Origin of the sequence: Streptomyces olivoverticillatus (assembly GCF_014203555.1) — a bacterium.
Lineage (GTDB): Bacteria > Actinomycetota > Actinomycetes > Streptomycetales > Streptomycetaceae > Streptomyces > Streptomyces olivoverticillatus.
The window spans coordinates 56,345-76,950 of record NZ_JACHJH010000008.1; the positions used below are offsets into that span (position 1 = coordinate 56,345).

General features: G+C 72.7%; 19 protein-coding genes. 13 read left to right on the forward strand and 6 right to left on the reverse strand.

The window, feature by feature from the left end; all coding sequences use genetic code 11:
* Window positions 1-33: 33 nt before the first annotated feature.
* From FHS39_RS22985 to FHS39_RS23005, 5 genes are read right to left on the reverse strand one after another with little or no spacing between them, the layout of a single operon-like run.
* Window positions 34-1,014, reverse strand: coding sequence for an ABC transporter ATP-binding protein (locus FHS39_RS22985; protein ID WP_184351342.1), 981 nt, complete (start codon window positions 1,012-1,014; stop codon window positions 34-36).
* On the reverse strand, window positions 1,011-2,036 hold the full coding sequence (locus FHS39_RS22990; protein ID WP_184351343.1) for an ABC transporter ATP-binding protein: 1,026 nt from the start codon (window positions 2,034-2,036) through the stop codon (window positions 1,011-1,013). The genes FHS39_RS22985 and FHS39_RS22990 overlap by 4 nt, the downstream gene beginning before the upstream one ends.
* Window positions 2,036-3,022 carry an ABC transporter permease gene (locus tag FHS39_RS22995; protein ID WP_184351344.1) on the reverse strand — a complete coding sequence of 329 codons (987 nt, stop codon included), beginning with the start codon at window positions 3,020-3,022 and terminating at the stop codon, window positions 2,036-2,038. Before FHS39_RS22995 ends, FHS39_RS22990 begins: the two co-directional genes overlap by 1 nt.
* The gene (locus tag FHS39_RS23000) at window positions 3,019-3,954 is read right to left on the reverse strand and encodes an ABC transporter permease (protein WP_184351345.1); all 936 of its coding nucleotides are present in this window, start codon (window positions 3,952-3,954) and stop codon (window positions 3,019-3,021) included. The genes FHS39_RS22995 and FHS39_RS23000 overlap by 4 nt, the downstream gene beginning before the upstream one ends.
* A 13-nt stretch (window positions 3,955-3,967) precedes the next feature.
* Complete coding sequence (locus tag FHS39_RS23005) at window positions 3,968-5,716, reverse strand: ABC transporter substrate-binding protein (protein WP_184351346.1); 1,749 nt, start codon at window positions 5,714-5,716, stop codon at window positions 3,968-3,970.
* Window positions 5,717-5,845: 129 nt separating this feature from the next.
* Here FHS39_RS23005 and FHS39_RS23010 point away from each other — a divergent pair, with 129 nt between their 5' ends.
* From FHS39_RS23010 to FHS39_RS23060, 11 genes are all read left to right on the forward strand, one after another.
* Complete coding sequence (locus tag FHS39_RS23010) at window positions 5,846-7,216, forward strand: aminopeptidase P family protein (RefSeq protein ID WP_343069701.1); 1,371 nt, start codon at window positions 5,846-5,848, stop codon at window positions 7,214-7,216.
* Window positions 7,217-7,287: 71 nt separating this feature from the next.
* Window positions 7,288-8,436: an FAD-dependent oxidoreductase gene (locus FHS39_RS23015; RefSeq protein WP_184351347.1), complete on the forward strand. Its 1,149-nt coding sequence runs from the start codon at window positions 7,288-7,290 to the stop codon at window positions 8,434-8,436.
* 72 nt (window positions 8,437-8,508) lie between these two features.
* Window positions 8,509-8,823 (forward strand): 2Fe-2S iron-sulfur cluster-binding protein, encoded by a 315-nt coding sequence (locus FHS39_RS23020; RefSeq protein ID WP_184351348.1) that lies wholly within the window; start codon window positions 8,509-8,511, stop codon window positions 8,821-8,823.
* A complete protein-coding gene (locus tag FHS39_RS23025; protein ID WP_184351349.1) occupies window positions 8,804-10,255 on the forward strand; it encodes an FAD/NAD(P)-dependent oxidoreductase in 1,452 nt (483 codons plus the stop codon). The genes FHS39_RS23020 and FHS39_RS23025 overlap by 20 nt, the downstream gene beginning before the upstream one ends.
* A gap of 28 nt (window positions 10,256-10,283) precedes the next feature.
* The gene (locus tag FHS39_RS23030) at window positions 10,284-11,192 is read left to right on the forward strand and encodes a dihydrodipicolinate synthase family protein (protein ID WP_184351350.1); all 909 of its coding nucleotides are present in this window, start codon (window positions 10,284-10,286) and stop codon (window positions 11,190-11,192) included.
* A gap of 34 nt (window positions 11,193-11,226) precedes the next feature.
* Window positions 11,227-12,231: a proline racemase family protein gene (locus FHS39_RS23035; protein ID WP_184351351.1), complete on the forward strand. Its 1,005-nt coding sequence runs from the start codon at window positions 11,227-11,229 to the stop codon at window positions 12,229-12,231.
* Entirely contained in the window at window positions 12,228-13,598 is a 1,371-nt protein-coding gene (locus FHS39_RS23040; RefSeq protein ID WP_184351352.1) for an aldehyde dehydrogenase family protein, read from the forward strand. Before FHS39_RS23035 ends, FHS39_RS23040 begins: the two co-directional genes overlap by 4 nt.
* 133 nt (window positions 13,599-13,731) lie before the next feature.
* Window positions 13,732-14,409: a GntR family transcriptional regulator gene (locus tag FHS39_RS23045; RefSeq protein WP_184351353.1), complete on the forward strand. Its 678-nt coding sequence runs from the start codon at window positions 13,732-13,734 to the stop codon at window positions 14,407-14,409.
* A 4-nt stretch (window positions 14,410-14,413) separates the two neighbouring features.
* On the forward strand, window positions 14,414-15,679 hold the full coding sequence (locus FHS39_RS23050) for an alpha/beta fold hydrolase (RefSeq protein WP_184351354.1): 1,266 nt from the start codon (window positions 14,414-14,416) through the stop codon (window positions 15,677-15,679).
* Window positions 15,680-15,797: 118 nt separating this feature from the next.
* Window positions 15,798-16,430, forward strand: coding sequence for a DUF4956 domain-containing protein (locus FHS39_RS23055; protein ID WP_184351355.1), 633 nt, complete (start codon window positions 15,798-15,800; stop codon window positions 16,428-16,430).
* The gene (locus FHS39_RS23060; RefSeq protein ID WP_343069703.1) at window positions 16,427-17,239 is read left to right on the forward strand and encodes a polyphosphate polymerase domain-containing protein; all 813 of its coding nucleotides are present in this window, start codon (window positions 16,427-16,429) and stop codon (window positions 17,237-17,239) included. The genes FHS39_RS23055 and FHS39_RS23060 overlap by 4 nt, the downstream gene beginning before the upstream one ends.
* A gap of 25 nt (window positions 17,240-17,264) precedes the next feature.
* Here FHS39_RS23060 and FHS39_RS23065 read toward each other — a convergent pair whose 3' ends face one another.
* A complete protein-coding gene (locus FHS39_RS23065) occupies window positions 17,265-18,440 on the reverse strand; it encodes an amidohydrolase family protein (protein WP_246470426.1) in 1,176 nt (391 codons plus the stop codon).
* A 408-nt stretch (window positions 18,441-18,848) separates the two neighbouring features.
* Here FHS39_RS23065 and FHS39_RS23070 point away from each other — a divergent pair, with 408 nt between their 5' ends.
* Window positions 18,849-19,334, forward strand: a complete 486-nt coding sequence (locus tag FHS39_RS23070; RefSeq protein ID WP_184351357.1) for a hypothetical protein — start codon at window positions 18,849-18,851, stop codon at window positions 19,332-19,334.
* Complete coding sequence (locus FHS39_RS23075; protein ID WP_221463132.1) at window positions 19,327-20,577, forward strand: DUF6545 domain-containing protein; 1,251 nt, start codon at window positions 19,327-19,329, stop codon at window positions 20,575-20,577. The genes FHS39_RS23070 and FHS39_RS23075 overlap by 8 nt, the downstream gene beginning before the upstream one ends.
* Window positions 20,578-20,606 lie beyond the last annotated feature (29 nt).

Sequence of the window (20,606 nt, forward strand, 5' to 3'; positions counted from 1 at the left end):
CCATGGATCCAGGGCACCGGCGTGCCCGGGTGCTCAGGCCGCCTCCGGGAAGTGGCAGGCCACCTCCCGTGCCTCGCCCGCCGACGCGATCCGCAGCAGCGGGGCCTCGCTGCGGCAGATCTCCTGCGCCTTGGGACAGCGCGGGTGGAACGTACAGCCGGGCGGGGGCGCCGCAGGGCTCGGCGGGTCGCCGAGCAGCGTGATCCGCTCGCGGGTCCGCTCGGCTGCCGGATCCGGCAGCGGCACGGCCGACAGCAGGGCACGCGTATAGGGGTGCGCGGGGGAGCCGTACACCGTCCCCTTGTCGCCGACTTCGACGATCCGGCCCAGGTACATCACCGCCACCCGGTCGCACACCCGCTTCACCACCGACAGGTCGTGGGCGATGAAGAGATAGGCCAGGCCGAGCTCCCGCTGGAGCCGCTCCATCAGGTTGACGATCTGGGCCTGGACGGAGACGTCGAGGGCCGAGACCGGCTCGTCGGCGACGATCAGCCGCGGGCCGGTGGCGAGCGAGCGGGCGATGCCGATGCGCTGGGCCTGCCCGCCGGAGAACTCGTGCGGATAGCGGTCGATGTGCTCGGGGATGAGCCCGACCAGCTCCATCAGCTCCACCGCCCGCTTGCGGGCCTCCGCCGCCGAACTGCCCTGCACCAGCAGCGGATCGGCGATGATGCGGGCCACGGTCTGGCGCGGATTGAGGGAGGAGTGCGGGTCCTGGAAGACCATCTGCAGCTCCCGGCGGAGCGGTTTGAGTTCGCGCTGCCGCAGGTGGCTGATGTCCCGGCCGTCGTAGGTAACGGATCCGGCGGTGGGCTCCAGGAGCCGTACGATCATGCGGCCGGTGGTGGATTTGCCGCAGCCGGACTCCCCGACCAGGCCCAGGGTCTCGCCCGCGGCGACGTGAAAGGAGACGCCGTCGACGGCCCGGACGGGGGCCGAGCGGCCCCGCCTGCCCGGGAAGGTCATCGTCACGTCCCGGACAGACAGCAGGGGTTCGGCGGTCGCGGTCATCGGGTGCCTCCGCGGGCATGGGCAGCGGTGTGCAGGGAGAGGTGGCAGGCGACCAGGTGCCCGTTCGACGGGACGAGCTCGGGGCGGGTCCCCTCGCAGCGCCCCTGCTCGTCGGTCGAAGCGGCGGCCGCCCGGGGGCAGCGCGGCGCGAAGGCGCACCCCGGCGAGGGGGTGAGCAGCGAGGGCGGGCTGCCGGGAATGGCGCGCAGGGGCGCGTCGTCGGTGTCGTCGAGACGGGGCAGGGAGTCGAGCAGGCCGCGGGTGTAGGGGTGTGCCGGGCCGGCGAAGAGGGCGTCCACCGGCGCCTGTTCGGCTGCCCGGCCGCCGTACATCACCAGCACGTCCCTGGCGACGCGGGCCACGACGCCGAGATCGTGCGTGATCATCACGACGGCGAGTCCGCGCTCCTCCTGGAGCCGGGCGATCAGCTCCAGGATCTGGGCCTGGACGGTGACGTCGAGGGCGGTGGTGGGCTCGTCGGCGATGAGCAGTTCGGGTTCGCAGGCGAGCGCCATGGCGATCATCACGCGCTGGCGCATGCCGCCGGAGAACTGGTGCGGATACTCGCCCACGCGCCGCGCGGGCTCGGGGATGCCCACCTCGCCGAGCATCTCGACCGCTCGCTTGCGGGCCGCCGCGCGGCGGGAGCCGAAGTGGACGCGGTGGTGCTCGGCGATCTGTTCGCCGACCGTGTAGTAGGGGTGCAGGCTGGAGAGCGGGTCCTGGAAGATCATCGCCATGCGGCGGCCGCGCAGCCGGCCCAGCTCGCGCTCGGGCAGGCCGGTCAGCTCGCGGCCGTCGAGGGCGATGGAGCCGGTGACCTCCGCGCCGGTGTGCAGGCCCATCACCGCGAGGGAGGTCACGGACTTGCCGGAGCCGGACTCGCCGACGATGCCGAGGGTCTGCCCGCGGTGCACCGTGAAGGAGAGGGAGTCCACGGCCCGTACGGGGCCGCGCTTGGTGGGGAAGGTGACCGTGAGGTCCTCGACGGACAGCAGGGGTTGTTCCCGGTCGGCTGTCATCAGTACCTCACTCGCGGGTCGACGACGGCGTAGAGCAGGTCGACCGCCAGGTTGGCGACGACGATGAAGGTGGCGGCCAGCAGCGTGACGCCGAGGACGACCGGCTGGTCGCCGGTGGACAGCGCGCCGTAGAAGAGCCGTCCGATGCCCGGGAGTCCGAAGATGGACTCGGTGATGACCGCGCCCGCCAGCAGTCCGCCCAGGTCCATGCCGAAGATGGTGAGGATGGGGGTCATGCCGGCGCGCAGCCCGTGCTTGACGACGACGGTGCGGCGCGGCAGCCCCTTGGCACGGGCGGTGCGGATGTACGGCTCCGCCATCGTCTCGATCATCGAACTGCGGCTCTGCCGCGCGTACATGGCGGCGTACAGCACGGCCAGCGCCAGCCACGGCAGCAGCAGGTTCGACGCCCAGTGGAGGGGGTCGTGGCCGAAGGGGACGTACTGCGGGTAGGGCAGCAGGCCGGCCGTCCGTATGAGCCCGTAGATGAGCATCATCGAGGTGAAGTAGACCGGCAGCGACGCGGCGGCGACGGCGCCGACCATCAGGACGCGGTCGGTGACGGTGTCCTTGCGCAGGGCCGCGGTGACCCCGGCGCTCAGGCCGAGCAGCAGCCAGAGCACGGCCGCGCCCACGGCGAGCGAGGCGGAGACGGGCAGCCGGTCCATCAGCAGGTCCCAGACGGGCTGGGAGTTCTCGTACGAGTAGCCGAAGCAGGGAAAGGCGCAGTGCAGGGTGTACTGGCCGCTGCCCATGGTCCGGCCGGTGAAGATGCCGGTGACGAAGTCGGCGAACTGCCGCCACAGCGGCTGGTCGAGGCCCATGTGGGTGCGGATCGCGGCCAGCCGCTCCACGCTGCACGACTTGCCGCAGGCGGCGGCCGCGGGGTCGGAGGGCAGGACGTAGAAGATGGTGAAGGTGACGGCGGCGATGGCGATGAGCACCCCGATGACGCCGAGGAGCCGGCGGCCGATGTAGAGGATCATGCGCGGCCGCTCCTCGGGTCGAGCACGTCGCGCAGCGCGTCGCCGAGCAGGGTGAAGGCGAGGACGGTCAGGAACAGGCAGGTGCTCGGGATGACGAAGTACATGGGGTCCGTGTCGTAGAAGGCGACGCTCTCGGCGATCATCTGCCCCCAGGAGGGCGTGGGCGGGCGGACGCCGACACCCAGGTAGCTCAGGGCCGCCTCGGTGGCGATCATGCCGGGGATGATCAGGGTGGTGTAGGCGATGACGGGGCCGGAGACGCCGGGGAGGATGTCGCGGGTGAGGATGCGCCAGGGCCCGGAGCCGCCGACGCGGGCGGCGTCGACGTACTCGCGGTGCTTGAGCGAGAGGGTCTGGCCGCGGACGACCCGGGCGACGCCGGGCCAGCCGAACAGCCCGATGACGGCGGTCATCAGCAGGACCCGGTTGACGTCCTTCGCCACCGACATCATCGCGATCATGAAGATGAGGGAGGGGAAGGACATCGTGACGTCCATCAGCCGGGAGAGCGCGGCGTCGGTGCGGCCGCCGAAGTAGCCCGCGGCGATGCCGGCCGCCGTTCCCGCGAGGACGACGATGGCGGTGGCGGTCAGGGCGATCAGCAGCGAGACCTGGGCGCCGTGCACGACGCGGGCGAACAGGTCGCGGCCGGTGACGGGTTCCACGCCGAGCCAGTGGTCGGCGGAGATGCCGCCGAGCGGGCCGATGGGCTGGCCGCCGAGGTAGGGGTCTACGGCGGACTTGTCGAACTCCTCGGGCGACCAGCCGCCGAGCGAGCTCAGCAGCGGGGCCCCGGCCGCCATGAGCAGGAAGAGGGCGACGACGGCGAGGGAGATCTTCACGGAGGCGCGGCGGCGCAGTTCCGCGCGGGCGAGCTGCCAGGGGCCGCTGCCCGCGGGGACGGCCGGCGCGGAGGGGGAGAGGGCGGTCATGGCGGTCCGGCCCTCAGCCCTGGCTCTTCGCGGGGTCCTTGAGACCCACCGTCGCGTAGTCGAGCTGGCCGCCGAAGGAGTTGTGCCCGTAGGCGCCGGCGATGTTGGTGCCGAGGACCAGCGGCCACCGCCGGGTCAGCACGGGGACGGTCGGGGCCTTGGCGAGGATGTCGCCGTCCAGCTGCTGCCACGCCTGGGCGGCCTGCTTGGTGTCGGTCATGGCGGCGATCTCGTCCATCCGCTTCATGGTCGCCTCGTCGCGGAAGAGCGAGTGGTTGCCGGAGTTGCCCTTCTCCTTGATGTAGCGGCCGTCGAAGACGAAGGGCAGGAAGGTGGAGCCGGAGGGGTAGTCGGGGCACCAGCCCGTGTACACCATGTCGGTGCGGTTCTTGGTGTCGCCGATGGTGGCGTAGAACGCCGACGGGTCCACGGTCTCGATGGTGACCTTGATGCCGGCCTTGCCGAGCGACTGCTGGATCGCCTCGGCCCGGCCCTTGTCGCCGGCGGAGACCGTGATCCTGGTGGAGAAGCCGTCCGGCTTCCCGGCCTCCTTCAAGAGCTGCTTGGCCTTCTCGACGTCACCGGAGGCGGAGATCTTCAGGGTGTCGGGCTGCTTGCCGCCAAAGAGCGAGGCCGGCATGTAGGAGGTCGACAGGTCGTTGAAGGCGGGGCCGCCGGAGGCGGTCAGGACGGCGTCCTTGTCGAGGGCGTACTGCACGGCCTGGCGCACCTTGACGTCGTCGAAGGGGGCCCGGCCGGTGTGCATCTGGACCATGTCCGTGCAGTTCTGGGACTCGGCGAGGAGCCGCGAGCGCACCTCGGCGCTGGGCAGCACCTTGGCCGCGCTCTCCGGCCGCAGGGCGAACCAGGGGACGGCGGAGGCGTCGGCGCCCTGGCTGGCGATCATGCGGTCGTCGATCTGGTTCGCCTTGAGCCCCATGACGACGACCAGCTTGTCCGGGTAGGCCTTGCGGACCTCGTCCGTCTTCGGGTCCCACTTGTCGTTGCGGACCAGCACCAGCTTCTTGCCCCGGTCGTACGAGTCGACCTTGTACGGGCCGGAGGAGAACGGCCGGTTGTCGAACTGCGGGCCCTTGTCCTGGGACTGCGGCACGGGAGCGAAGGTGGGCATCACCGTGGCGTTGGGAAACTCGGCGAAGGGCTTGCGCAGTTCGAAGACGATGGTGTGGTCGTCCGGCGTCTGGACCGAGTCCAGGTGCTTGCCCTGGGCGGGGCCCTGGTAGCCATCGGCGCCGGCGAGGTAGCGGGCCGCGTAGTCGGAGCCGCCGGGCAGGTCGGGGGAGAAGGACCGCTCCACGTTGTACTTGACGTCCTGCGCGGTCACGGGTGAGCCGTCCTCGTACTTCACGCCCTGTTTGAGGTGGAACGTCCACGTCTTCGCGCCGTTCGAGGGGGTGCCGAGGTCGGTGGCGAGGTCGGGCACCAGCTGGCCGCCCTGCGTTCCGGGTGCGGCCTTGTACGTCACCAAGGTGCGGTAGAGCAGCCTGGTCCCGAAGTCCATGTCGCTCATGACCCAGTTGCGGGCAGGATCGAGGTGGGTGAAGTCCTGGTTGGACAGGACCGTCAGGGTGCCGCCCTTGACCGGAGTGCCGCCGATCGACGCACCCACGTTGGCGGCGGCTGGGTTCTTGCCGCCGTTCTTCCCGCCGGCCGCTGGCTTCCCGCCGGAGCAACCTGCCGCTCCCAAGGCGAAGGTGGCCGTCAGAACGGCGGCAATGGCAGTACAGGTGCGCTTGTTCATCAGTGGTCACTCCGTGAACAGTCGAACAGCCGAGCGTGGCTGAAATGTGACCCGTAACATAGTAATGTGAAATTGCACTGACAAGATGTCAGCAGCTCCGTTATCCACCTGTGTCCGAGGAGGAGCCCCGTGAAGGAACCCGCAGCCGCCGCAATTCGGACGGTAAGTCACGACCTGCCGGTATCGCCGGAGTTCGAGGCGTTCATGGCGGGCGGCTGGGCGGCGAGCCCGCTCCCCGGCGACCTCCGGCTGCCGGTGGCGGACCTCGCCGCCGGGCGCCGCGCGAAGCTGTCCGCGCTCTTCCCGGGCGAGCGGCTGATCGTCCCGGCGGGGGAGCTCAAGGTCCGCTCCAACGACTGCGACCACCGCTTCCGCCCGCACAGCGCCTACGCCTGGCTGACCGGGCTGACCGGCGAGGAGCAGGCCGGTCACGTGCTGGTCCTGGAGCCGGACGGACTGCACCGGCACGAGGCGGTCCTGTACGTGCGGCCGCGCTCTCCGCGCGTCGGCGAGGAGTTCTACCGGGACCGCCGCTACGGCGAGTTCTGGGTCGGCCGACGCCCGGACCTCGCCGAGGCCGAGCGTATGACCGGCATCCGCTGCGCACACCTCGACGCCCGCGCTGAGCTGCCCCCCGGCCGCGACGCCGCCCAGGACGCCGAGCTCGCCGCCGCCCTCAGCGAGCTGCGGCTGGTCAAGGACGCCTGGGAGGTCGGGCAGCTGCAGCTGGCCGTGGATCACACCGTCGCGGGGTTCGAGGACGTCGTACGGGCGCTGCCCCGCGCCCTCGCCCACCCGCGCGGCGAGCGGTGGATCGAGGGCGTCTTCGGCCTGCGCGCCCGGGCGGAGGGCAACGGCACCGGCTACGAGACCATCGCCGCCTCCGGCGCGCACGCGTGCGTCCTGCACTGGATACGCAACGACGGCCGCTTGAACCCCGGCGAACTCCTCCTGCTTGACGCCGGCGTGGAGACGGACACCCTCTACACCGCCGACGTCACCCGGACCCTGCCGCTGTCCGGGCGCTTCTCGCCCGTCCAGCGGCAGGTCTACGAACTCGTCCTCGCCGCCCAGGAGGCGGGCATGGCCGCCGTCAAACCGGGGGCGAGCTTCCGCGACTTCCACCGGGCCTGCATGCAGGTCATCGCCGAGGGGCTCGCCGAGTGGGGGGTGCTCGGCAGCGCCGAGGGGGACTTCCACCGCCGGTACACCCTGTGCAGCAGTGGCCACATGCTCGGCCTGGACGTCCACGACTGCGCCCGGGCGCGGGCGGAGGCCTACCTCGACGGCGTCCTGGAGGATGGGCAGGTGCTCACCGTGGAGCCCGGGCTCTACCTCCAGCCCGACGACGAGACGCTGCCGGCCGAACTCCGCGGCATCGGCGTGCGGATCGAGGACGACCTGGTCGTCACCGCCGACGGGGCACGCCTGATGTCGGGGGCGCTGCCGCGCACGCCCGACGCGATCGAGGCGTGGATGGGTGAACTCCGCGAAAGCTGAGCCAAGTTCGGGGCGATCAGGTCTGGACCAGCCTCTTGGCAGCATGCAGTGCAATGTGAAATATTACTGACGTGCCCAAGAGCAACTCCTCGGACGTCATCGTCGTCGGAGCGGGTGTGGTCGGCGCCGCGTGCGCCTACTATGCCGCCCGCTCCGGCCTCTCCGTCACCGTGATCGACCGTGGTCCCGTCGCCGGCGGGACCACGGGTGCCGGCGAGGGCAACCTCCTGGTCTCCGACAAGGAACCCGGCCCCGAGCTCGAACTGGCCCTGCACTCCACCCGGCTGTGGCAGGAGCTGGCCCAAGAACTCCCGGCGCACATCGAGTACGAGGCCAAGGGCGGCCTGGTCGTCGCCTCCGACGCCACGGCCATGGCCGCACTGCGGGAATTCGCGGCCCACCAGGCCGAGGCCGGCGTCACGGCGGAGGAGATATCCGCCGACCGGCTGTCCGACCTGGAGCCGCACCTGGCCCCCGGGCTCGGGGGCGGCTTCCACTACCCGCAGGACGCCCAGGTCCAGCCCGCCCTCGCCACGGCCCACCTGCTGCACGCCTCGGGAGCCCGGGTGCGCACCGGTGAGGAGGTCACCGCCGTCCTCACCGGCGCGAGCGGCGAGGTGCGGGGCGTGCGCACCCCGGCCGGGGAGCTGCACGCCCCGTACGTGGTCAACGCGGCCGGCACCTGGAGCGGCGAGGTGGCCCGCCTCGCAGGGGCGCACCTGCCCGTACTGCCCCGCCGCGGCTTCGTCCTCGTCACCGAACCGCTGCCGCGCGTGGTGCGGCGCAAGGTCTACGCGGCGGACTACGTCGCCGATGTGGCCAGCGGTTCGGCGGCGCTGCAGACCTCCGCGGTGGTCGAGGGCACCCCGGCGGGCCCGGTGCTGATCGGCGCCAGCCGCGAACGGGTCGGCTTCGACCGCACGCTGTCGACGGAGGTGCTCCGCCACCTCGCCGCCCAGGCCACCGCGCTCTTCCCGGTGCTGGCCGGAGTCCGGGCCATGCGTACGTACGCCGGCTTCCGCCCGTACCTGCCCGACCACCTGCCCGCCATCGGCTCCGACCCCCGCGTGCCCGGACTGCTGCACGCCTGCGGCCACGAGGGCGCGGGGATCGGCCTCGCCCCGGCCACCGGCCTCGCCGTCGCCCGGCTGCTGACGGGCGGCGAACCACCGCTCGACATCAGCCCGTTCTGCCCCGGCCGCTTCACGCCGGCCGCCTGAACCCAAAGACGCCTGAACCCAAAGACGCCTGAACCCCAAAGACGCCCGAACCCCCACGAGAGGAGGCCCGCAGTGGCCCGTACCCCCGCCGGCCTGGTCAGGGCGGAGCCCGGCCCGCCCTTCGAGATCACCTTCGACGGTCGTACGGTCACCGCCCTGCCCGGCCAGTCCGTCGCCGCCGCTCTGTGGGGCGCGGGCATCCTCGCCTGGCGCACCACCCGGCACGGCGGCCGCCCGCGCGGCGCCTTCTGCGGCATCGGGCAGTGCTTCGACTGCCTCGCCACCGTCAACGGGGAGCGCAACCGCCGGGCCTGCCTGGTGCCCGCCCGGCCCGGAGACGTGATCACCACCCAGGAGGGACACGGCCATGCCGAGCTCGCCGTCTGAGCCGTACGACCTCGCGGTGATCGGCGCGGGCCCGGCCGGCCTCGCCGGAGCCGTCACCGCCCGCGAACTCGGCCTGTCCGTCGCCCTCCTGGATTCCGCCGGGCAGACCGGCGGCCAGTACTTCCGCCACCCCGACCCGGCCCTGCGCGCCGCACGGCCGCAGGCCCTGCACCACGACTGGTCCGCTTTCGCGGAGCTGCGCCGGCGCCTGGAGGCCAGCGGGGTCGCTCACCTCGCCCACCACCACGTGTGGACCGTCACCCGCCAAGGCGACGGACTGTGGGACGTACACGCCCTGACCGGAGCCGACGGCGACGGCAAGCACCCCGTACGCCTGCGGGCCCGCACGGTCCTGCTCGCCACCGGGGCCTGCGAGCGCCAACTGCCCTTCCCCGGCTGGACCCTGCCCGGTGTCATCGGGGCCGGCGGCGCCCAGGCCATGCTCAAGTCCGGGCTCGTGCTGCCCGGGCAGCGGGTCGTCGTCGCGGGCAGCGGCCCGCTCCTGCTCGCCGCCGCCTCCTCGCTCGTCACCGCGGGCGCTCAGGTCCCCGCGGTGGTCGAGGCGTCCGGCTACCTCGGCTACGCCCGCCACCCGCGCGCCCTCGCCGTCAACCCGCACAAGGCGGTCGAAGCCGCGGTCCACGGCGCGGCGTTGCTGCGCCACCGCGTCCCGCTGCGCACCGGCAGCGCGGTCACCCAGGTGCACGGCACCGACCGGGTGGAGGCCGTCACGGTCTCCCGGCTCGACCGGAGCTGGCGGCCCGTGCCGGGCACCGGCCGCCGCATCGCCTGCGACGCGCTGGCCGTGGGACACGGGCTGACACCGCAGATCGAGCTCGCCACGGGACTGGGCTGCACCACCCGCCGCACTCTGGACGGGACGCACGCCCTCGTCCTCGACGACCTCCAGGAGACCTCGGTGCCCGGCCTGTGGGCCGCGGGCGAGACCGGCGGGACCGGCGGCTGGAAGCTCGCCCGCGTCGAGGGCGAGCTGGCGGGCATCGCGGTGGCCGCCCGGCTGCGCGCCCTCCCCGCCCTCACCACGAGCCGCCGCGTACGGGACCTGGCCCGGCGCCGCGACCGGATGCGCGCCTTCGCCGACGCCATGGCCGCCGCCCACGCGCCCGGCCCCGGCTGGACGGCCTGGCTCGACGACGACACCGACGTCTGCCGCTGCGAGGAGGTGACCGCGGGCCGGATCCGCGAGGCCGTCACCGACTTCGGCGCCCGGGACGCCCGGACCGTCAAGCTCCTCACCCGGGCCGGCATGGGCTGGTGCCAGGGCCGGATGTGCACAGCCGCCGTGGCCTGCCTCGCCGCCTCCGGCACGGCGGAGGGGACCGTACCGCCGTCCCCCGAGCGCCGGCCGCTCGCCGTGCCCGTACCGCTCGGCGTCCTCGCCGAACTGCCCGCCGAAACCGACCCGTCCTGACCCACCCCATCAAAGAAGGGCCACCGGCATGACCGCCAACACCTGGACCACCGACCGACCCTGGCGCGGCATCATGGTCGCCACCGCGCTGCCGCTGCGCGACGACCTCTCCGTGGACTACGACGCCTACGCCGACCACGTCCGCTGGCTGATCGACAACGGCTGCGACGGAGTCGTGCCCAACGGCTCCCTCGGCGAGTACCAGACCCTCACCGCGGAGGAGCGCGCCCGGGTGGTGCACACCGCCGTCGAAGCGGCGGGCGACGGGGCGCGGGTGATGCCCGGCGTCGCCGCCTACGGCAGCGCCGAGGCCCGCCGCTGGGCCGAGCAGGCCGCCGAGGCCGGCTGCGGCTCCGTCCTGCTGCTGCCGCCCAACGCCTACCGCGCCGACGAGCAGGCCGTACGCGCCCACTACACCGAGGTCGCCGAGGCCGGGCTGCCCGTCGTCGCCTACAACAACCCCTTCGACACCAGGGTCGACCTTTCCCCCGGCCTGCTGGCCCGGCTGCACGCCGAGGGCAGCATCGTGGCCGTCAAGGAGTTCAGCGGCGACGTCCGGCGCGCCTACGAGATCGCCGAACTCGCCCCCGAACTCGACCTGCTGATCGGCGCGGACGACGTCCTGCTGGAGCTCGCCACCGCCGGCGCCGTCGGCTGGATCGCGGGCTACCCCAACGCCTTCCCGGCCAGCTGCGCCGAGCTCTACCGCGCCGCGGTCGCCGGCGACCTGGCGACGGCGCTGCCGCTCTACCGGTCGCTGCACCCCCTGCTGCGCTGGGACTCCAAGACCGAGTTCGTGCAGTCCATCAAGCTCTCCATGGACATCGCCGGCCGCCCCGGCGGCCCCACCCGCCCACCGCGCTTCCCGCTCACGGGCGAGACGGCCGCCGCGGTGCGCGCCGCCACCGAGAAGGCCGTCGCCGACGGGCACCACTGACCCTCCGGCCCGCCCCCCTTTCGAAAGGACGTCAGTGCGCACTCGTCATGTCTTCCATGCCGTCGATTCGCACACCGAGGGCATGCCCACGCGCGTCATCACCGGTGGCGTCGGCGTCATACCCGGCGCCACCATGGCCGAGCGCCGGCTCCACTTCATGGAGCATCTGGACCACCTGCGCACGCTCCTGATGTACGAGCCGCGCGGCCACGCCTCCATGAGCGGCGCGATCCTCCAGCCCCCCACCAGGCCCGACGCCGACTACGGGGTCCTGTACATCGAGGTCTCCGGGCTGCTTCCCATGTGCGGGCACGGCACCATCGGCGTCGCGACCGTCCTGGTGGAGACCGGCATGGTGCCCGTCAGCGAGCCGGTCACCACCGTGCGCCTCGACACCCCGGCCGGCCTGGTCACCGTCGACGTACAGGTCGAGGACGGCGCGGCCAAGGCCGTCACGCTCACCAACGTGCCCTCCTTCTGCGTCGGCCTCGACCGCAAGGCGGAGGTACCGGGCCTGGGGACGGTGACGTACGACCTCGCCTTCGGCGGCAACTTCTACGCCTTCGTCGAACTCGACGCCCTGGGCCTGCCCTTCGACCGTGCCCGCAAGGACGACCTCCTCGCCGCAGGCCTGGCGATCATGGACGCTGTCAACGCCTCGCCCGACCGGCCCGTGCACCCCGAGCAGCCCGAGATCAGCGGCGTCAAGCACGTCTACCTCGCCGCACCCGGCTCGGACGCGCACCACTCGCGGCACGCCATGGCCATCCACCCCGGCTGGTTCGACCGTTCCCCCTGCGGCACCGGAACCTCCGCCCGCATGGCCCAGCTGCACGCCCGCGGCGCGCTCCCGCTCGACCGCGACTTCGTCAACGAGTCCTTCATCGGCACCCGGTTCACCGGCCGTCTGGTCGGCGAGACGGAGGTCGGCGGGGTGCCGGCCGTGGTGCCGACCATCACCGGCCGCGCCTGGATCACGGGCACAGCCCAGTACTTCCTCGACCCGGACGACCCCTTCCCCGGAGGCTTCCTCCTGTGACCGCCGACCAGACCTCCTTCGTCTCCCGCAACCCGGCCGCCCCCTCCGACGTCCTCGCCGAGTTCGCGGCGCCCGGTCCCACGGCCGTCGCCGGCGCCGTCGGGCGGGCCCGCGCCGCCCAGCCCGGCTGGCTGGACCAGGGCGCGGCCGCCCGCTCCTCGGCGCTCTCGGCGATCGCCGGGGCGATCGAGGCCGCCGCCGACGAACTGGCCGCGCTCGCCGTGCGCGAGGTGGGCAAGCCGGCCTCCGAGGCCCGCGCCGAAGTGGCCCGCACCGTCGCCATCTGGCGCTACTACGCCCAGGCCCCCTACGAACCCACCGGCGCCGTCCACGAGACGGCCGCCGGCCCCGGGCTGCTGCTGACCCGCCGCCGCCCGCACGGCGTCGCGGGCCTGATCACGCCCTGGAACTTCCCCTTCGCCATCCCCAGCTGGAAGGCCGCACCGGCCCTCGCGGCCGGCAACACGGTCGTCCTCAAGCCCGCGCCCGAGGCCACCGCCTGTGCCGTGCGCCTCGCCGAGCTCGTCCGGCAGGCGGTGCCGGACGGGGTGTTCGCCCTCGTGCCCGGCGGCGCCACCGAGGGCGGCGCCCTGGTCTCGGCCGCCGACGTCGTCTCCTTCACCGGCTCCACCGCCGTCGGTGACGCGGTCGCCCGCGCCGCCACCGCCCGGGGCATCCCGGTCCAGGCCGAGACGGGCGGGCTCAACGCGGCGATCGTCCTGCCCGATGCCGACATGGAGCGGGCAGCCGCGCACATCGCCGCAGCCGTCGCCGGGTACGCCGGGCAGAAGTGCACGGCCACCAGCCGCGTGATCGCCGTAGGCGCCGCCCATGAGCCCCTGCGCGAAGCCCTCGCGGAGGCGCTGCGCGCCCTGCCCGTGGGCAACCCCGCCGACCCGGCCACCGTGTGCGGCCCCCTCATCTCCGGCCCGGCCCGCGACCGGGCCGCCGAAGCCCTGGACGGGGCCTGCGTGCTCGCCGCGGGCACCGCCGCGGACGGCCCCGGCTGGTACGCGGCCCCCACGATCGTCGAAAAGCTGCCGGCCGGGCACCGGCTGCTCACCGAGGAGGTGTTCGCTCCGGTCGCCGCCCTGCTGCACGCCGACGATCTGCCGCACGCCGTACGGATCAGCAACGCGGTCCCGTACGGCCTGGTCACCTCGGTGCACACGGCCGGACTCGAAGCGGCGCTGCACGGTCTCGACCGGCTCGACACCGGCATGATCCGCATCAACGCCCCGTCCACCGGCGTCGACTTCCACCTGCCCTTCGGCGGCACCAAGGCGTCCGGACACGGGCCCCGCGAACAGGGCCGGGCGGCGCTGGACTTCTACACCTCCAGCCGCACCTACACCCTGGCCCCATGAGCGCTCCGTGACCACGTACGCTCGTTGATCCAGCCAAGTACGGACCAGCCGTGGTGCACGGTGTGAACGCCGCTGCCGACGCGGCTGCCGCACCCGGCTGCCGCACGGCGACGAAAGGGACACAGGGGACACCATGGGCCACCTCCAGCAGCGCAATCTCATCACCGCCACGGAGCGGCTGCGCGACCAGGTCGCCCATGCCCTGAGAGCCGCGCTCATCTCCGGTGAACTCCGCCCCGGCCAGGTCTACTCCGCGCCGGTGCTCGCGGAGGACTTCGGCATCTCCGCGACCCCGGTCCGCGAGGCCATGCTCGACCTCGCCCGCGAGGGCCTGGTCGAGCCGGTCCGCAACAAGGGCTTCCGGGTGACCGAGGTCAACGAGCGCGACCTGGACCAGTACACCGAGATCCGCACGCTGATCGAGGTGCCCACGACCGGACACGTCACGCGCACCGCGGCCCGCGAGGACCTCGAAGCGCTCCGCCCGGTCGCCGAGGAGATCGTGCGCGCCGCGCGCGAGCACGACCTCATCGGCTACCTGGAGGCCGACCGGCAGTTCCACCTCACCCTGCTGGCCTTCTCCGGCAACGAACGCCTCGTCGAGACCGTCGGTGACCTGCGCAAGCGCTCGCGCCTGTACGGGCTGACCGCCCTCGACCGGCGCGGCGAACTCATCCCCTCCGCCGAGGAGCACCTCGAGCTCCTCGACCTGATGCTCGCGGGCGACGCCGAAGGCGCCGAGAAGTGCATGGCACGGCACCTCGGCCACGTGCGCTCCCTGTGGGCCAAGGGCAGCGAAAGAGAGTCCTGAACCCATGAACCCGGCCTACGCGACCGTCGACCACGTCTTCGACGTACCCCTGGACCACTCCTCGCCCGGCGGACCCCGCATCGAGGTCTTCGCCCGCGAGGTCGCCGACCCGGCCCGGGCGGGCGAGCCGCTGCCCTGGCTGCTCTACTTGCAGGGCGGTCCGGGCGGCAAGTCGCCCCGGCCGTCCGCCGGTTCCCCCGGCTGGCTGGACCACGCCCTCAAGACCCACCGCGTGCTGCTGCTCGACCAGCGCGGCACCGGGCGCTCCACCCCCGTCACCGCCCGCACCGCCGCCCGCTGCGCCGACCCCGGCCGGCTCGCCGCGTACCTGGCCCACTTCCGGGCGGACTCGATAGTCGAGGACGCCGAGCTGATACGCCGCGCCCTGTGCGGCGACGAGCCCTGGGAGACGCTCGGCCAGAGCTACGGCGGCTTCCTCACCCTCACCTACCTCTCCCGGGCGCCGGAGGGGCTGCGGTCCTGCTATGTGGCGGGCGGCCTGCCCGGACTGAGCGCGACCGCCGACGAGGTCTACGCCCGCACCTACCCCCGCGTCCGGGACCGGGTCCTGGAGTTCTACGACCGGTACCCGGACGACGCGCCCCGGCTGCGCCGCATCGCCGACCTGCTCGGCGCCGGTGACGTCCGCCTTCCGGACGGCGACCGGCTCACCGTCCGCCGGCTGCGCGCCCTCGGCCTGGCCCTCGGCATGGGCGACGGCTTCGAGCGCCTGCACTGGCTCCTCGACGAGGCCCTCGACGCCGACGGTGAGCCGTCCGACGTCTTCCTCCACCAGACGGCGAACCTGACCGGCTTCCGGGAGAACCCGCTGTACGCCGTGCTCCAGGAGACGATCTACGGGCAGGGCGGGGCGCCCACGGCATGGGCGGCGTCCCGGGCGATGGCGGACCTCCCGGAGTTCGCCGACGACGCGGACCCGCTGATGCTCACCGGCGAGATGATCTACCCCTGGATGTTCCGGGACATCGCGGGCCTGCGCCCCTTCGCCGAGGCCGCCGAGCTGCTCGCGCACTCGGACGCCTGGCAGCCGCTGTACGACCCGCGCCGCCTCGCCGCCAACCGGGTGCCGGTCGCGGCGGTCGTCTACCACGACGACATGTACGTCGACGCCGGGCTCTCCCTGCGCACCGCACGGGAGGTCGGCGCGGTGCGGACATGGGTCACCAACGAGTGGGAGCACGACGGCATCGGCGCCTCGGGCGGACGGGTGCTGGCCCGGCTGATGGACATGGCCGCGGGACGCGCCTAGCGAGGATTGTCAAGAGGGCGCGTCAAGGAGGCGCATCGTTTCTCCACAAGCGGATGCATGTTCGCCTGCTGTTTACCTATCGTCTGTGATCCCTCCGCTACTCACAGAGAGCGAAATCATGGACGCATTACGGCACATCGCAGCCCACTTGGCGCTCGACCTCACCGCCGTCTGCCTGCTGACCTTCGCCATCTACTATCCGCGGCACCGCCGCCGCGACCTCGTACCGGCCTATCTCGCGCTGAACGCCGGGCTGTTCACCGTTGTCGCCGCCCTCGCCCAGGTGGGCGGCAGCGGCGGTGCGGCGCTCGGGTTCGGGCTCTTCGGAGTGCTGTCGATCGTCCGGCTGCGGTCCGACGCCGTCCAGCACGAAGAAGTCGCGTACTACTTCACCACGCTGGTGCTCGGCCTCGTCTGCGGTCTGCCGCACCTGGCGTTCTCGCTCAAGGCCGGGCTGAGCGCCGCCCTGCTCCTCGTGGTCTGGGCCGCCGACAGCCCCCGGCTCCTGGCCCGTTCGCGCCGGACGATCGTCACCCTCGACACCGTGCACGGCGACCCCGCCGCACTCCGCGCCGACCTGGCCCGGCGGCTGGGCGAGCCGCTGCACTGGACCGTCATGGAAGTCGACTACGTCCGCGATCTCTCGGTCGTCGACGTGCGCTACCGCGAGCCCGAACCGGGCGTCACCGTGCGCCGCGTCCCCGACGACGCAGCCGTGCGCCGGACCGCGCCCGCCTGGGAGTCGGCGTGACGACCGCGCAGGCGCCCCTTGCCTCGCCCGCCGCCCGGGCCGTCGGACAGGCCGTGCACGCCGCCGGTGCCATCTCCCTCGCGGAGGTCAACGAACGGGCCGAGCTGCTCGCCCGCTTCGACCGCAGCTACCTCGTGCCCGTCCCCGTGTTCCTCGACATGGCCGCGAGACTGACCGCACCCGGGCGCCCCGACGGCCCGTTCCGGGTGCTGACCATCGACGGCCGCCGCGCCTTCCGATACCACTCCGTCTACTACGACACCCCCGGCCTCCGCTCCTTCCACGACCACCGGCAGGGCCGCCGGCTCCGCTTCAAGATCCGCGAGCGGGTGTACCAGGACTCGGGGGAGCGGCAGTTCGAGATCAAGCTCAAGGGGCGGCGCGGCGACACCGTCAAGCACCGCCGCCCCCTGACCGGCAAGGACACCCCGCTCGACGCCCCGCACCGGGCCTTCCTCGCCGAGACCCTGCACCGGTCCTACGGCATCGACGCGCCCGCCGAGCTGCGCCCCTCGCTCAGCACGGACTACCTGCGGACGACCCTGGTGGCCGACGGCGAACGCATCACCTGCGACGTGGGGCTGGTCTGCGACGACCTTCGGGCGGTGCGGACCGTGCGGTGCGACACCGGTCTAGTCCTGGTCGAGACGAAGTCGGCCGGCCATCTCACCGACGCCGACCGGATATTGCACGACGCCGGGCTGCGCCCCGCCGTGTTCACCAAATACTGCGGAGCGCTCGCGGCCCTGCACCCCGCCCTCCCGGCGAACCGCTGGCGCCGGGCCGCGCGCCGCGCCTTCCGGCCCTGACCGGGGGAGACGAGCGGGGGTCGGGTCAGCGGAAGGCCGTCCGTACGACCCGCCCCGCCCGGTACACCGCACACACCTGCCGCAAGGCGCCGAGGTCGTGCACCGGATCGCCCCGCACGGCGAGCAGATCGGCGTCATGGCCGCGGGCCACCCGCCCCTTGCTGGCCCCGAGCCCGCACGACTCGGCGGCCAGCGACGTCACCGACGCCAGCGCCGAGCTGTTCGTACCGACCTGCCCGGCGAAGTACGCCACGTCGAGAGGCAGCACGTCATGCGGCTTGTACGCGTTGATCCCGGCATCCGTACAGCACACCACCCGCACGCCCCGCCGCCACATCAGCGCCTGGTTCTCCCAGTAGGGCTCGATGGTCTGCAGCACCTCCGCGGGCATCCCTTCCCGCGGCTTGACGACTGTGGCGCCGACGTACGTCCCGGCGGCGGCCATGGCGTCGATGGTCGCGAGGTCGGCTTTCACGCCCGACGGCGTCATGAACGTGCAGTGCTCGATGCCGTCGGCACCGGCCGCGACGGCATCCGCAATGCCGGCCGCACCGTGCGCGTGCGCGGTGACGGGAAGGCCCAGCCGGTGGGCCGCGTCCGTGACGGCCCGCAGTTCCGCCGGGCTGTACTGCGACCCTCCGGGATTCGAACCGGTGGTGGACATGCCCCCCGTCGCCATGATCTTCACCAGGTCCACCCCATGGCGAGCCCGCTCCCGCACGGCGGCCACGGCGGCCTCGGTCCCGTCCGCCACCCCGCCCAGATACCAGCAGTGCCCCCCGCTGCCGGTGAGCGGAGGACCGGCCGCCACGATCTGCGGCCCCAAAAGGCCGTCGGGTCCGGCATCGACGGCGGCATCGGCTTCGGCGGCGGCATGTTCCTCATATTCCTCACGCAGCCGCAGGGCGAGGTATCCGCGGTCACCGAGGTCGCGAACCGTGGTGATTCCGGCATGCAGAGCGCGGGCGGCGTGCTCGCGCATACGGGCCAGAACGGTGGCGTCGTCATCGTCGACCATCTGCCGCTCGGCGTTGCCGTTCGGGTCGAAGACGAGATGGGAATGCGCGTCCACCAGGCCCGGCAGGAGAGTGGCGTCCCCCAGGTCCGTCACCGCCACGCCCTCCGGCGGGTTCGCGCCGGTGAGATCGACGTCCGTGATCCGTCCGTGCTCGGCCAGCACCATGACCGGACCGCGATGCATCGCAGCGCCGTCGAACAAGCGCGCCGCGCGTATGGCCAAACGGGAATCGCCCACGACTGTTTCGCCCACTGTTTCTCTCCACGGTGATGGCGGATGGTCCGCTGCCCGCATGAGCCTGTGATCAGGAGTTTACGTTCTCCTCCACCACCGCCCGGTACCGGTCCCGTGCAGCCAAGTGACGTGGTCGGCAACCCGGTTGTGGGGCCTTCGCATGCATGTACAGTTGCTTGCGGCAGGCAAAGGCCCGAGGGGAGGTCATCGCGTGGACGCGGCAGCGTTGGGCGATGGCGCGGCCGAAGATGCGGCCTGCGGCACGGCCCACCACACGGACAGCCGAGATGCGTCCTGGCACCCCATCGGGGATCAATGAGCCGGCGGTGCCCGCGGACGCAGGAGAGGGTTACGCTCATGGCCAACAAGCAGGTATGGGCCATCGCCGAAGAGCTCGCCGCGCATCTCCCCGAACTTCCGCAGCCGTGGGACATCGAAAAACTCTGTGAGGCGCTGGAGCAGACGCGCGGACGCCCCTTGCGGCTCCACCCGGTCGACCTTCCCGCCCTGCCTTCGGGCGTCTGGTACGACGACGGCGCATGCGACTTCATCCTCTACCGCTCGTCGGCGGCCGGTTATTACCGGGACCACATCATCCTGCACGAGATCTGCCACATGCTCGCCGGTCACGGCGTGCCGCCCGAGGAACTGGCGGGCAGGGCGCGATCCGCCGATTCCGCAGCCGGTCCGCGCTCGGACGGCCAGGCGTGCAACGCCGCCGAAGAAGAACTCGCCGAGACCTTCGCGTCCGTGGTCCTGAAGATCGCCGGCCAGCGGCGGCCGAGGAAGGTCAGTGCCGTCGAGCGCCGGGCAGAGGAACTGCTCGGAGCCGCCGGTGCATGACGTCCCCGGCTGGGTCGAGACTCTGCGCGGGGTCATTCTCTCCATCGTCCTGGCCGTCCTGGCCCTGCGCATACCGTCCCTGCGACGTCCGCGCCAACGCCCCCTGTGGTACGTACTGCTGGCCCTGGCGACCGGGTCGTTGGCGATCCAGCCCCAGGTGGGACCCTGGATCGACGGCGCGACCGGCATCGCCAAGGCGGGCGAGCTCACCGTCACCATGGTGGCACTCACCGACTTCGCGGCCGTCTGGTGGCTCGCGGTGGCCCTGCACTCCGCGGGCCACGCCGCCCCCGCCCGGCTGCGCCGCGCCCCGGTGGTGAGCGCGGCCGCCATGGCCGTACTCGCCGTCGCCTTCTTCGCCGTCACGCCTGCCCCCGACCGCTTCGGGGCCCAGGCCCACGGCTGGTGGATCGGTTACGCGGTGGCGTGGATCGCCTATGGCGCGGTCACGGCAACGGGGGCGGCCGCGGTCTTCTGGCGGCACGGCATCACCATGCGCAGCCCGGCCCTGCGGACGAGCGTCCTGGCGCTCGCCGTCGGCACCAGCGCGGAACTGCCCTACCTGGTGATCCGCGCCATCCGGTGGTTCACCCCCCACGCGCCGTCGATGCTCGCGCTGGTCGGCTTCTGGTGCTCCTTCGCCCGCTTCGTCCTCGTCGCCCTCGGATGCTCGCTGGCCGCGCTCGAACCGCTGAGGAGGGCGTTCGCCTACTGGTACCGCAGGCAGCGCCTCCGCGGCCTGTGGCTGCTGCTCCGGCAGGCGACGCCCGAGCTCGTACTGGCGCCCCCGGGGTCGCGCGGCCTGGACCTGCTGGCGTTCGACAACACCTGGGAGCGGCTCCATCAACGGGTCGTCGACATCCGCGACAGCATCACCTTCCTGCACAACGGATGGGCCTCGCCTGCGCTGCTGGAGCAGGCCTCGCAGTACGCGGCCGGGTGCGTCGGGGAAGATGCCGGCGGCGACCGCAGTGGTCACGACGATCGCAGTGGTCAGGACCGGGAGCGCCTCCTCGCCGTGGCGTGCTGGATCGAGGCCGCGCGGCGCGACGCGCTGGCGGGCGCGCCCAAGCTCCACTGCGAGCTCGACAAGGACCTGCTGCCGGACGTGCACGCCAGCGCGTCCACCGTGCACCGCGAGATCCGTCATCTGCTGTGCCTGCACAGGGCCTTGCGGTCGCGTCCGGTACGGGCCTTCGCCGACGGCGCCCGGGAGCACACGGCGGCGGACACGCCGTCCTGAAACCCCCTCGTGCCGCCCGGGACGGACCC